Annotated in this window: 11 protein-coding genes, 2 tRNA genes and 1 pseudogene; 12 read left to right on the forward strand and 2 right to left on the reverse strand. The window is 38.4% G+C overall.

Translation table 11 applies throughout. From position 1 onward, the window contains the following. Together DNK85_RS12405 and DNK85_RS08810 are read left to right on the forward strand one after the other, a co-directional pair. Positions 1-447: transposase (locus DNK85_RS12405; RefSeq protein WP_407919670.1), on the forward strand; the 447-nt coding region annotated here is incomplete at its 5' end. Between the two features lie 21 nt (positions 448-468). Continuing rightward, positions 469-858, forward strand: a pseudogene (locus DNK85_RS08810) (RES family NAD+ phosphorylase); the annotation flags it as partial. A gap of 174 nt (positions 859-1032) precedes the next feature. Here DNK85_RS08810 and DNK85_RS08815 read toward each other — a convergent pair. Next, on the reverse strand, positions 1033-1749 hold the full coding sequence (locus tag DNK85_RS08815) for a DNA-binding protein (protein WP_119329209.1): 717 nt from the start codon (positions 1747-1749) through the stop codon (positions 1033-1035). 429 nt (positions 1750-2178) lie between these two features. Between DNK85_RS08815 and DNK85_RS08820 the strand changes: the two genes are divergently transcribed. Both DNK85_RS08820 and DNK85_RS08825 read left to right on the forward strand, forming a co-directional pair. Then, positions 2179-4422 carry an NADP-dependent isocitrate dehydrogenase gene (locus DNK85_RS08820; RefSeq protein ID WP_119329210.1) on the forward strand — a complete coding sequence of 748 codons (2244 nt, stop codon included), beginning with the start codon at positions 2179-2181 and terminating at the stop codon, positions 4420-4422. A gap of 72 nt (positions 4423-4494) precedes the next feature. Continuing rightward, positions 4495-4572, forward strand: a tRNA-Val gene (locus DNK85_RS08825). 200 nt (positions 4573-4772) lie between these two features. Here the strand turns inward: DNK85_RS08825 and DNK85_RS08830 are convergent. Continuing rightward, positions 4773-4862, reverse strand: a tRNA-Ser gene (locus DNK85_RS08830). A gap of 460 nt (positions 4863-5322) precedes the next feature. On the opposite strand from DNK85_RS08830, the gene DNK85_RS08835 reads away from it, so the two are divergent. From DNK85_RS08835 to DNK85_RS11915, 8 genes are all read left to right on the forward strand, one after another. Then, complete coding sequence (locus DNK85_RS08835; protein ID WP_119329211.1) at positions 5323-6273, forward strand: glucosaminidase domain-containing protein; 951 nt, start codon at positions 5323-5325, stop codon at positions 6271-6273. 271 nt (positions 6274-6544) lie between these two features. Then, positions 6545-6964, forward strand: a complete 420-nt coding sequence (locus tag DNK85_RS08840; RefSeq protein ID WP_119329212.1) for a hypothetical protein — start codon at positions 6545-6547, stop codon at positions 6962-6964. Positions 6965-7080: 116 nt separating this feature from the next. Further along, positions 7081-8523, forward strand: coding sequence for a catalase (locus DNK85_RS08845; RefSeq protein ID WP_119329213.1), 1443 nt, complete (start codon positions 7081-7083; stop codon positions 8521-8523). A 26-nt stretch (positions 8524-8549) separates the two neighbouring features. Beyond that, the gene (locus tag DNK85_RS08850; protein WP_119329214.1) at positions 8550-9104 is read left to right on the forward strand and encodes a superoxide dismutase family protein; all 555 of its coding nucleotides are present in this window, start codon (positions 8550-8552) and stop codon (positions 9102-9104) included. A 201-nt stretch (positions 9105-9305) separates the two neighbouring features. Further along, positions 9306-12605, forward strand: a complete 3300-nt coding sequence (locus DNK85_RS08855) for a hypothetical protein (RefSeq protein WP_119329215.1) — start codon at positions 9306-9308, stop codon at positions 12603-12605. 370 nt (positions 12606-12975) lie between these two features. Next, on the forward strand, positions 12976-13509 hold the full coding sequence (locus DNK85_RS08860) for a hypothetical protein (protein WP_162896639.1): 534 nt from the start codon (positions 12976-12978) through the stop codon (positions 13507-13509). Between the two features lie 62 nt (positions 13510-13571). Continuing rightward, positions 13572-13859 carry a hypothetical protein gene (locus DNK85_RS08865; RefSeq protein WP_119329217.1) on the forward strand — a complete coding sequence of 96 codons (288 nt, stop codon included), beginning with the start codon at positions 13572-13574 and terminating at the stop codon, positions 13857-13859. Between the two features lie 29 nt (positions 13860-13888). Continuing rightward, the gene (locus DNK85_RS11915; protein ID WP_268876843.1) at positions 13889-14017 is read left to right on the forward strand and encodes a hypothetical protein; all 129 of its coding nucleotides are present in this window, start codon (positions 13889-13891) and stop codon (positions 14015-14017) included. Positions 14018-14066: the final 49 nt, after the last annotated feature.

Below are 14066 nucleotides of genomic sequence, written 5' to 3' on the forward strand. Positions count from 1 at the left end.
GGCAAAAGGAAGTTCTCAGGGATTGACGTCTACTTTGCGGGTACAAGAGATATTAATGGTGAATTGTTAGCTGTTGTTAGCAACTCAGAAGCCATTGAGCAGTTGGTCTCAACTTATGGTATGCGTTGGGAAATTGAAAATCTTTTTCAAGCACTTAAAGGCAGAGGGTTTAATTTTGAAGATACGCATTTGAAAGACTCAAATAAAATTTCCAAACTAATGGCGTTGCTTACCGTTGGCGTAGTCTGGGCACATAAGGTTGGTGAATACAAAGACGCTAAATTAAAGCCAATCAAACGTAAAAAACATGGTCGGTTACAGTCTAGCTATTTCCGGTATGGCTTGGATATGATTGCTAATGCTTATCAAAGAGCAGCTTTTAGCATAAGAGATTTTAAGCTCTGCCTTAAGATTTTAAATCGACCATTACAGGAGCTACTCAAATGAAAAAATCATCGTGTACAGAGAGGTCGTTGGCATAGCCGTGGACAGCAAATTATTTATATGGCAGAGTCGCAGTCTTTGGCTATTTTAGAATCATTAGTACACTATGATCCAGCTAATGCACCGATTGAGCAGGTGATTATCTCAGCTGATATCGCTGCAGTGTCTTTATTAACAGCGACAGATATTGGTTTAGATAATAACGATATTCAAGGTATGTATGCGCATGATTTGCGTGCTCTTGGCGATAACTGGCTTAAGCAAAAAGCCAGTTGCGTGCTAAAAGTTCCGTCAATTATTACGCCATTTAATGAGTATAATTATCTGATTAATCCACTGCATCAGGATTTTGCCAATATTAGAGACGTTGAATTAACAGATTTCAGGTTTGATAAACGTCTATTAAAATCGTAATGGACTGGAGAAAAATAAAGTAAAAGAAGGTTTGCAAAGCAGATTTGTTTTCTACCACCAAGACGTCTTAAATACAGACATAGCAAGACTATAGCGAAGTTTAAGCGACACAGACAGGTGGGAAATAGGCAGCGCAAATATTTAGTTTGGTTTTATGGCGATTTCTAAGTTCGTTTATGAGCGTTTTTTCTCGGCTAATGCGTCATTTGATTTTTCAAGTTGTTTACGATAGTACTCAAGTGTTTGCTCAGATTCGCGCTTGAGTTGACGAATTTGACCATTTAAAAAAGCGATTTGTCCTTCTAAAGCATCACGCAGGTCTGAGATGCGTTGTGTTGTTTGTTCTTTTAACGTTTCAGCATAAATACGTGCCTCTTTAGCAACTTGTTCTGCTGATTCGCGACGTGTTTGTTCTTTGACTAAAGCAGCATATAGTTTACGTACTTTAAGTTCAGTATTACTTTCGTTTAAAATCATGCTCCATTCATCAGACATGCTGCTGAGAATATCGCTACTTAATGCATTAGAGCTCGTAAGAAGTGCTTGAATCATTGGGTCTTGTGCCTTCATTGTGCTAGCAGATGTTGACGGTTTGTCGCTAACTGCTGTTTTTGGTTGCGGTTTTTCTTCAGGTGTTTTTGCTGCTTGCACCTTTGCAGTAATCGTGTTTTCTGTGGCAGGTTGCATAGTATGTTCTGTATTTTTATGAGTCGCTGTGGGTTTATCACTTGCACGTTCTTCACGCCACTGTTTTAAAAACTTGCTGATAGTGGTCGGGCTGCCACGACCAACTGTATCACGTACATTGTTAATGCTAGGGGTAATGCCTTGTGCTTCTAGCTTAGCAATAGCCTCGAGTATATCTTCGTAAGAAATTCCTGGACGAGCCATGGTTTTTTATATCCTTAATCGAGTAATTGATTTAACGAAAGTTTAAAGAGAGTTAATATCTACAATCCATGGCGATTATAGCAAGATATTCAATTGCGTCAAACATAAGATAGGCTTCAAGCACATATTTTGTTATGATAAGGCGCAAATTTAATGTAGCAATCATTGATTTATACCGCTTGTAAATCATTTTGCGTTCGGTGCCGAAGAAATTTTGATGCCTTTGGGTGATTGGATTGCAGGTAATAGCTACCCTTGACAGAGTCTTTGGGTGCTCATTTGCTAAAACAATGAAACTATTCATTGTTTCTTAACGCATTCGCTATTGCCAAAATTCAATCAGCCAAAAGGGCGGAAAATTCAATAGCAGAAATGTTGTAAAATGGTTTATGAGCGGTATAAATATTCAAAATACAAGAGGACATAAGCATGAGCTCAACAAAGCTAATTTATACCCATACGGATGAAGCGCCGATGCTGGCAACTTATTCATTATTGCCGATGATTAAAGCGTTTACTAAGCCTTGTGGTATAGAGGTTGAAACAAAAGATATTTCACTTGCAGCAAGAATTCTGGCACATTTTCCTGAGTCGTTAACTGAGGTACAGCGTCATGCAGATGATCTAGCTATTCTAGGCGAGTTAGCGAAAACGCCGAGTGCAAATATTATCAAGTTGCCAAATATTAGTGCTTCCATTCCACAGCTGCAAGCAGCAATTGCTGAGTTGCAAGCGCAAGGGTACCTTATTCCTGATTATCCGGTGGATGCTAAAACGGCTGAAGAAAAAGAGATCAAAGCGCGTTTCGCGAAGGTGTTAGGTAGTGCAGTAAATCCAGTTCTGCGTGAAGGAAACTCAGATCGTCGTGTGGCTAAAGCGGTTAAGGAGTATGCAAAAAAACATCCACATTCAATGGGCGCATGGGATAAAGGGTCCAAATCACATGTCGCACACATGTCAGGAGGTGATTTTTATAGTAGCGAAGTATCAACAGTCATTGCTGATGATACCAAGGTAAAAATCGTATTCACGGATAAATCAGGGCATAGTGAAACACTTAAGCCAGACTTCCCATTACTAAAAGGTGAAGTGATTGATGCTTCTAAAATGTCGGTTAAGGCATTAACAGCATTCTTTGCTGAGCAAATTGAATTAGCTAAAAAAGACGATGTGTTGTTATCACTGCATATGAAAGCAACGATGATGAAAGTCTCTGATCCGATTATTTTTGGACATGCAGTGCGTATTTACTATCAGGATGTCTTTAATAAGTATGCAGATGTTTTTGCCAAGCTTGGTGTTAACCCAAACAATGGTATTGGCGATGTCTATGCCAAGATTAAGAATTTATCAGAAGCGGAGCAAGTTGCGATTAAACAGGATCTTGAGAATGTTTATAAGACGCGTGTTGAGCTTGCGATGGTTGACTCTGACAAAGGAATCACCAACTTACACGTACCAAATGATGTCATTATTGATGCATCAATGCCGGCGATGATTCGATCTTCTGGCAAGATGTGGGGACGTGATGGCAAGTTGCATGATACAAAAGCGATGATTCCTGATCGCTCATATGCCGGTGTTTATCAAGAAACGATTGACTTTTGTAAGGAAAATGGTGCTTTTGATCCAACGACGATGGGCAGTGTAGCCAATGTCGGTTTAATGGCAAAAAAAGCAGAAGAATATGGCTCACATGATAAGACGTTTGAAATTACAACTGATGGCAAAGTCAGTGTGATTGATGCCAGTGGAAATACCTTATTATCACATGACGTTGAAAAAGGCGATATTTGGCGCATGTGCCAGACAAAAGATGTTGCGATTGAAGACTGGGTGAAACTAGCTGTGTCACGTGCACGTATCACCAATACACCTGTTGTTTTCTGGCTAGATGAAAAGCGCGCGCATGATGCGAATTTGATCGCTAAAGTGAAAACGTATCTGCAAAGTCATGATACAAATGGCCTTGAGATACATATTATGTCACCAGTTGATGCTACACGCTTCTCGCTTAAGGCAATTAAAGCCGGTAAAGATGTCATCTCAGCGACAGGTAATGTGCTGCGTGATTATCTGACAGATTTATTCCCAATATTAGAATTAGGTACTAGTGCTAAGATGTTGTCAATTGTACCATTACTAGCCGGTGGTGGACTGTATGAAACAGGGGCTGGTGGTTCAGCGCCTAAGCATGTGCAGCAATTAGTGGCAGAGAATCATTTGCGTTGGGATTCATTAGGTGAATTTCTAGCATTAGCTGCTTCTTTAGATGATTTAGCCAATAAAACAAATGATATCAAAGTGCGCGTATTAGCCAATGCATTAGATCAAGCAAATGCTAAGTTCTTAGATAATAATAAATCTCCGTCACGTAAAGTTGGAGAGCTTGATAATCGTGGTAGCCATTTTTATCTGGCGATGTACTGGGCGGAAAGTTTGGCTAAGCAAACACAAGATGCGCAATTAGCTCAGATATTTAAGCCAGTAGCAGAAGCGCTTAAAGCTAATGAAGCTAAGATTGTGGCTGAGCTTAATAATGCGCAAGGTGTTGCAGTTGATATCGGTGGTTACTATCACCCGAATGCGCAAAAAATCGAAAAAGTAATGCGTCCAAGTGTGACACTTAATCATATCATCAATAGCCTAGTGAAAGAGCGTGTTAGTGCCTGATTCTTAAAGTTTATAGAAAATCACGAAATAGGCTTGTGATTTTCTATAAACGAATTATAATTCTGCCTCATTGGTCGCTTAGCTCAGTCTGGTTAGAGTACTACCTTGACATGGTAGGGGTCACTGGTTCGAGTCCAGTAGCGACCACCATCTTCAATATTTTATTCTATGACTTTTCCTTGATAAGGATTCTTTGCTTTAATTCACATTAATGCGCAATTCTTATGCTGCAATTTCTCATCATGTGCTATGCAGATTAAACTTAAACAAATCATTTCAGTGCTACAGCTTTAGCGGAAACAGTTTGGTCTCACTTTTGGTGTGCCGCCTAAAACTCAAAGAACGTAGGGTGGCGGAGGGGAAGAGATTCGAACTCTCGATACGCGTTAACGTATACACGCTTTCCAGGCGTGCTCCTTCAACCACTCGGACACCCCTCCAGAAAATTAACTTGTTCAACTCGTGGTTGATTTGTTACTAAACTCAATCATCGTGATCTCGTTAAGTAACCCAGCCTTTCGCTCCTGCTACAGGCGCTCATTAGCTCGCAGCTTAGTCACTGCTCGGGGGACTAATTCGCCCACTTGGACACCCCTCCAGAAAATTAATCAAATCAATACTGTGATTAAAAGCATGTGCATCCTAGCAAACTCGACCTTAGAAAGCAAGGTGCTTGACATCTTAAAATATCGCTGTAAAGTCAGCGCAGATTGGCTTTGATACGTTTACGCAAATTTTCAGTTCCAGATGCTTATCGTTATTCCAATATGTATTAATTATCTTGTATTACTATTGGTCTTCTTAATAAAAGAGTCTAAGTGTTAAGATACAAGGTTTTTGGCATGGAGTTTTAAAGAGAAAAGAGAAAAGAGAAAAGAGAAAAGAGAAAAGAGAAAAGAGATGGGGAAGATAAAAAACAAAAGCTTAATGTTGTGCACTGTATTTTTGAGTGCTTGCACAACGCTAAATAACACACCAAATTCGACAAGTTATCCAGTAGCAAAAGAACAGAAAATACAAGTAGTTGATAATGTGAATATTGGTAAGCATGAGATATTAGCGAAACTAAATCTGCCGCCAAGTTGTAGTTATAATCATACTTATAAATATCTGGTATTAAAGGGTGATATGATTGACAGAATTGCTCACCGCATAGGTGTTTCATCACAATGCATTGTGCAGATGAATAACCTTGAGGATAATAATTTATCTATTTCACAAGCGTTGACATTGCCAAAGCAGGCATTTATTAACTCAATGCTTACTAAGATATGCCCGATTAATCGACAAATCCTCAAAGATAGAAGCTTTCTGCTGGCATTAAAATCAGCACCTACGCTGACGTGTCAAGATAAAGCACGTTTGCACGAGTTGGCAGTGGATTATGCGCTAAGCGCTCATGCAAAGAATAATAACAGATTGATTAAGCACTTGTTGTTAAGAGTTAATGTTATTCCGGAAAGCCTGACTTTGGCGCAAGCAATTGTTGAAAGCAACTGGGGTGGCTCACGTTTTGCGGTTCACGGTAAGAATTATTTTGGCTTACATTGTTTTTCACAAGGTTGTGGTATTGCGCCTAAATACCCAATGCCAGGGGTAATTGATGAAGTGAGTAAATTCCCTGATGTTACAGCAGGTATTATTAATTATTACCGTGTGCTTAACACCTTAGCACCCTATGCTGAGTTTAGGCAGAAAAGAGCGAAGCTAATTATGTTAAATGGCTATGACTTAGCGAGCTATTTGCAGTTGTACTCAGGCTTAAAAGGCGATGAATATGCGACGATTCTAAAGACAGTGATGCGCCATAATGATTTGCAGCAATACGATGGATTATGTGAGAAAATCTAGATGCTTTAATGGTTCCTTATATTACAAAATAAAAATTTATGTGTTTTATTGTTTAGCTTATGTCAGTAATGACTATACTTTTTAGGTAACTTCAACAGGTTAAATTATTTAGCTTTTAGGGTGCTTTGAAAAGCTTAAAATACTATTGGATTAAAATAAAACAAATAAGGTTATTAATAGAGAATGAAAAATAATAGTTTTAAATTTTGCAAGTCAACCAAAGAAGCGACAAGGCTGACAATAACAACATTAAAAACGAAAGAGTAGATAAATGACGACGGTGAAAGTGCGCTTAAAGCGATCAGTTATCCAGCTTCTTTTCATTTTTTTATTATTTTCTTTTTGTCTTTTTATTATATTTCATCTATTACATGCAGTGCTTTTTTATAGCGCATTATTTCTATGGGGAACTGCATTTATTGGTATGCTATTAAGTTATTTATTGAGTAAGAAGCTCCATGCTATCGCTTTAATTGAAACTGTGCATGCACGTAAGATCCACTTACAATATGGAGATCATTGGTATAATGATGTGACAGTTCGTCGTAGCATTATGATAGCAGGTACGTTATATTTGGAGTGCAAACTTACACCCCATAAGCGTTTAAAATTGTGGTTGTTTAGGGACAACTTTAAAAACAGGGAGGATCGTTACCAATTCATTCGTTTTTTAGTGCTGGCAGATAAATAAGTAAAATATATTAAAAATTAAAATATAATATATTTCTATATAGATTGTAGTACTGCTAAGCTTGGGAGTATAAAGTTTTTTAAATATTTTACTCATAACAATAAGGAGAGTTTATGATGGACAAGAAATATCTAACTACCAATAATGGTGCACCAGTGCCTAATGATAATACCAGTATTAGTGCTGGTGAACGTGGGCCGTTAACCTTTGATAATTTCAGGTTGTTTGAGAAGCTCGCGCACTTTAATCGTGAGCGCATACCTGAGCGCGTTGTTCATGCACGTGGCTCAGGTGCTTATGGTGTGTTTACTTTAGCAGAGGACTTGTCACATTTAAGCATTGCTGATTTTCTACAGGGTAAGGGTAAGCAAACCGATGTGTTTATTCGTTTCTCAACGGTTGGGGGTGGTCAGGATTCAAGCGATTATGCCCGAGATCCAAGAGGCACTGCGATTAAGTTTTACACTCAACAAGGAAATTACGATATTGTCGGCAATAACACGCCAATTTTCTTTCTAAGAGATCCAAGTAAATTTCCAGATTTTATCCATTCACAAAAGAAAAACCCACAGACCAATTTATCAGACCCTGCAGCGATGTATGAGTTCTGGTCTAAAAATCCACAATCTTTACATCAAATGACGATTTTAATGTCTGATCGTGGTATTCCTAAGAGCTATCGTCATATGCATATGTTTGGCTCGCATACTTTGAGTTTATATAATGCTAAGGGTGAGAGGTTTTGGGTGAAATGGCATTTTAAAACCCAGCAAGGGATTGAAAACTTAACGGATGAAGAAGCAGCTAAAATGCCTGGGTTTGGTGCGCAGAAAGATCTTTTTGATGCGATTGCCAAAGGTGACTTTCCTAAATGGGATGTTAAAATTCAGGTGATGACGGAACAACAAGCTTATAATTATCATATTAATCCTTTTGATTTAACCAAAGTCTGGCCACATGCTGATTTCCCATTAAAACAGATCGGTGTACTTGAGTTAAATCGTAATGTTGAAAACTATTTTGCTGAAGTTGAGCAATCCACCTTTGCCCCAAATAATCTTGTCCCAGGTACGGGAGCCTCTCCCGATAAAATGTTGCAAGCAAGGCTGCTCGCTTATCAAGATGCACATCGTTATCGCGTAGGTGTTAACGCGCATCACTTGCCAGTCAATGCACCAAAATGCCCAATGCATAACTATCAGCGCGATGGCGTGATGGCCGGTACTGACTTAGATGTCTCTCAAGATAATAGTGTGAACTTTTATCCTAATCAACAAACTAGTGCACCAACTGAGGCACCTCAATATCAAGAGCCACCTTTAAAACAGTCCGGTGATATTGGCTATTATGATGCGCAAGATGAAGATAACTACACGCAAGCAGGCGATTTATTTCAATTGATGAGTGAATCGCAAAAACAACAATTAGCACATAATATTGCTAGAGGGTTGGTGCATGCGACAAAAGAAGTCCAAGAAATAATGCTTGCGCAATTTAACCAAGCACATTCGGAATACAGAAAGTATGTTGAGGCAGCACTAATGCAACATAAAATGTAAATTCTAATCATCGTGGGGACGCTAGAATGAAAACCTTAAATATGTTGAGTACGGCTTTATTAGTATCATGCTTGATGGTTTCCTCAAGCATGGCACAGTCAGGCACGCATGTTACGAGTAAAAAATCAAAAGTCAAGGAACAGAAAAACATCATTATCAAGATGTATAGCACTTCAGCTAGTCATGCTTATATTGGGACAGTAACTGTTACAGCATATGATAATGGATTGTTGTTTACGCCTAAACTTCACGGCTTGGTTGCATCAACAGCGCATGGGTTTCATATTCATCAAAACCCCAGCTGTGCTAATGAAGGTAAGGCAGCTGGTGGGCATTGGGATCCCAACAAAACAAAGAGTCATCAAGGGCCTTATGGTGATGGGCATCTGGGTGATCTTCCTGTATTGTATGTTGATAATGCGGGTGATGCTAACTCCCCAGTGTTTGCGCCCAGAATACATAATTTAAGTGAAATTAAAGGGCATAGCCTAATGATCCATGCCGGTAGTGACAACTACTCTGACCATCCAGAAGCACTAGGCGGTGGTGGAGCAAGAATGTGGTGTGGTGTTATTCACTAAAGATAATTCGTAATTAGTTTCGTTAAGTATACCTATAAACACATTAAAGCAGCAGTTTCTGGTAACTAATATCGATACTTTACAATTAATACACATATTTACATAAATTAGATGTTTTTCTGTTCTATACTTGGTTTTAAGCATTTGAAGTGCGGTGACTGACAAGTTGAATAAATTAAGTAAAGTGGAGATGTGTAAGTAATGAAGATAACAAAATTAATACCAGTAATTATTTCTAGTATGTTGCTGTTTGGCTGTAATTCGGATGACGGGAATAAGAAAAGTGCCGTGACCACAACAGCCACCTTAGTACCAAGTCAAACACACGTGAATATTGAAACATCACATAGTTTGCAAATTACAGTTACCAATGCGGGTAACAAGCAGGCAAATGACTTTGATGTTGAGCTACAAGCAGGTGATGGTGTGAGCATAGATAAGACTGCATCAAATATTCCCAGTCAGTTAGCACCAGGTGCTTCAGCAGTTATTGTGTTAACCGCGAGTGCTAGTGCCGTCGTTGGTAGTAAAGCGGTGTTAACAATACGTTCAAGTGACTCCATTAATCAATTAAGTATTCCGGTAGATGTGATTGCAGAGCCGCCGGAGGTAGTTAAGCTTGCATTAAGCACAGATTCTTCGGTGTTGGGTAGTGGTGGTATAAAGCATTATGTGTTAACCAACAACAGTGCTCAAGATGTTCCTGAGTTAACAGGCGCTGATAAGGGTGTTTCAGGTCTGAGTGTCGCTGCCTATCAAAGTGGTACGAGCATTGCTGCCACAGGTGCATCAATTATAAATAATACGTGTTCTGGCGTTATTCTTAAACCTTCAGAAAATTGCACCTTTGATGTTAAAGCTGCAGATATGGCAAGTAATCAAGCGATTGATATTAAAGTTGCAGTTAATAGTCAAACGGAAGTTTCAAAAAGTTTACAAATATTGCGTCCTGTGTTGTCGATTAACCCAGAAGATGCCTTATCAGGCTTTAAATCGCAAATGACCAAAGCACAATCTCAATTTTTAAGCTTAGATAGTCAACACATTACGATCGTGCCAGGTATGCATAAAACTATTCAGATTAGCAATAGCTCGGTGGTGCCTGCAACAGATGTGCAGTTTAGCATTCCCGCACTATCAGGCGTTACCCAAGATCCTGCCAGTACCTGCGTTAATGGCATGACGTTAAATGGAGGTGATAGTTGTAGCATTATCATTGATGGCAGCTTGGAGAACTATCCATCGGGTAGTGGTGAGCTTCAGATTTCAGCGAATAACGCTGATCAAGTGAATCAATTAATGTTGGGGTCATCGTCATCTAGTCAGCTGCAAATGTCTGATAGTTATCACTTACTAATTAGTAGCGGTGAATCGATAGAGATTCCATTAAAGGCGAGAAATAATAGTTCATTAAGCCTTGATCACTTAGCGATGAGTATACTGCCAAATGATGGGAGTTTAGTCGCATCAACTAATAATAATTGTGGTATAACTTTGTTAGGTCAAAGTTATTGTAACAATAGTTACACTTATACAGCGCCAAATGTAATGACAAATGAGGAGAAACTATATTCTTTAGCATATGGTGACACCAAAAGTAATGGCAATAATAGTGCAGGAATTATGCTTGGCGTAGATATATTCCCTAAATTTATAGATTTGAAGTTAGCTAACAATGCATATATAGCAAGTAACACACAAGGGTCATTTTATCTAAAAAATGGTGTGGTATATGCTGCAACATTTGATGGCTTATCTATATCAAGTAATGGTGGTAAATCTTGGCATACTTATGGCAAAGATAAACTAGGTGTACGTATGATAAACAGCACTTATGTTGATGCAAACACTATATATGTAGGAACAAATGGTGCTGGTCTTGCTATATCTAATGACAATGGCGTAACGTGGCGTAATATTAAAACAGTAGATGGTATTATCAACGATTATGTCAATTCAGTTTATGTCAGTGGTAAAGAAATTATTTTAGGTACTGATGGTGGTATTTCCATATCAAATGACGGGGGCGGGACTTGGAATAATATTGATCAATCAACTGGATTAGGTGGTAATAAAATAGGCTCAATCTATGTTGATAGCAGCACGATATACGCTGGTGATTACAATAATGGCGGTTTGTCGATTTCTGATGATAACGGTGCTACATGGCAAGTTATAAAAAAAGCAGCAAATGGTCTAGTAGACAATGCGGTTGAATCCATCAGTAAGCACAATGATAAAATTTATGTGGGAACCGACAATGGTTTATCTATCACATCAGATGGTGGAAAAACATGGGATAATAAAGCGATAGGAAAAGAATTTAATGCGGGATACTCTTATGCCAGTGGCTTTTGTTTTCTCGATAATAAAATTTATGCGCCAATCCATGACCCTAGTGATACGACATGGCATGGAGGGCTAGAGTTTTCGATAGATGGAGGAGAAACATGGCAAAGAGTTTCAGCAATTGAGACGATGAATATTAGAGCATTAACCTGTGATAAAAGTAGCATATATGTGGGAGATGGAAACACCGGAGGCATGTGGGTATCTCATGACAAAGGAGCAACATTTGAACGTCAATATAACCCTCTTGAGGCAGTGCATAAATTTTTTTCAGCTAATCATAAACTATATGGCTTAACATCTTTTGGTCAGACAAGTGGGTGGGCAATTTCTGATGATAATGGTGCTAGTTGGGCAACATATATAGCCCCTCACGGACAGGGATCATCTTTACCTTTTAACATGCAAATAAATGATATGTATGTAAATGGCGCATATATGTATATTGCTTCCCCAGTTGGAATTTATATTTCTAATGATAGTGGCAGCTCTTGGCAGAGAGTAAATGATAGTAAATTACACGGTTGGATTGCTGCTATTGCTGGGACTGATGATGGTAAATATTTATATGCTGTGACAGATGATTATGGTAATGACGGGGTTTATATATCTTCAGATCATGGTGTTACTTGGGCCAGAACCTATAATGGCATTATGGATGGTTATGCAAAGATATATGTAACTGATGATAAGTTCTACACATGGACACAGCAAGGTGGCGGCTTTACAGGAGCATTGTTAGTATTTAATGAGGATGGTTCTTATGATAAGCAACTTTTGACTGGAAAAGCTATTGAATCGGTTTATTTAAAAAATAATAAGCTCTATGTTGGGACTAGAAAGAATGGTCTGTATGTAACGACTGATGGTGGAGCAAATTGGAGTAATATGACAAGCGGGGTAACTGAACTTGATGGTTATTCAATACAAGCAATATATCTGAGTGGAAGTGCTATATACATAGGTTTGAATTCAATTTCTGCACCAAGCCCAACCTATGGCGTTGCAGTCTCATATGACAATGGTGCGACCTGGCAGCGCTATTTTGAGTATAATAGCTGCAACTCTATAGCTACATCGAATAATGGCAATATTTTTATTACTTGTAGCTTTGGTTCTCATGCTGTGGGTGAAATTTTAATAAGTAACTAATTGGTATAAAGGTAAAAAATGATGTATATGAAGAGTTTAGAAAAACCTACAGCAATGTTACCTCTGAGCAAATTTGGATGATTTGGTCAGATATTCAAAAGCGAACGCTTTGGGATGATGATACAGAGTGGGCTACTACACTTTAAGCCAAAAGGCGGTCCACAACTTAAAATGAAGTTAGTGGAGTGCATTCCTAATAAATCATATTGCTATTATTTAGTCTCCTAGCAACCTAATGGTCAATATTTTACAGTTAGTACATATTTGTACATATTTATGTGATTTTGTCTGGTTATAGTGTCGCTAAGAGTGTGGGGAGTGTTGATTCTGCTTGCTAATATCAAAGGTTAAATAAAGGAGGAAGAAAGTTGTGTTAAAAATAATGGTAATTTTTGGGGCATTGATTTTTTTTACAATTGGTAATGCCACTTCGATCTCAAATGATCATCCAGTAACAAATGGCTTTAGAATAGCCATTGGCAATGGCTATTGGAGTATGCGCCAGAATAAAGCAGACGTTTTAACACAAACCTATAATACCGATCGTAGTGATTATTATGTTCAGGATCTTGATTATGGTTGGATGTTTGGCACTGATAATTGGCAATCTGTGCATTATGGCGCAGGTGTTAGAATTTATAACTTTATCAAAAACAATGGCAACGCAGTTTTGCCAGTTCCTGAGCTATACCTTAGTAAATACCTTAGCCAGAACCTAAGTCTTGTCGCTAATTTTGGCAGCTTGATTTATTTGTATGATATTGGTTTAGGTAGTGCCTATAATTTGAATCGTCATCTATCTGTCAGTATTCAAGCACAGTACATGCCAAGTATCGCGATAATGGGACACAACCATAATATTAATGGTTTAGGTGTTCTTGTTGGATTGACGTGGATGGCTTGATGCTATTTGATTCATTATTTCGCTAAATAGGGCAGGTAAAGTATAGAATCAGGGCTGTATCGATGGGAAAAAATAAGGAATCTTTTATTCAGTACGCTAGAGAGGTGCACAAATGCTCGGTCAGAAGGTTATTAGATAACTTTGCTGCAGCGGGAATTACTGTTACACAGGCATCTCAATTAACAGGGTATGCAGTGTCAACGATTAATAAGTATTTGCGTAAAAATCAGGTCAAATTGATAAATGGACAGTTAAAGTTAGCTGATGATAAGCCATCGGAGTTTGAGGAAAACTTCTATAAAACAGAAGTCAATGTTTTTAATTTTTTAAGTAAATCGTGGAATCGTTAAAACAAGCACTAGTTATGGGGAGGGTACTTATGAAAAAACTGATATTAACAATGGGCATCACCCTATATCAATTATCTGGGGCAAGAAAGACAGAGCAATATTCCCCCAGGCAGGACAAGATAACACTAATCCAATTCAAGCATTTACGCTTGGAATAAGTTATACGTTTGGGGTTTAGTTGTTCAAAATATAGATTTTTAATTTTTT

This window comes from Cysteiniphilum halobium (genome assembly GCF_003574425.1).
Taxonomy (GTDB): domain Bacteria; phylum Pseudomonadota; class Gammaproteobacteria; order Francisellales; family Francisellaceae; genus Caedibacter; species Caedibacter halobius.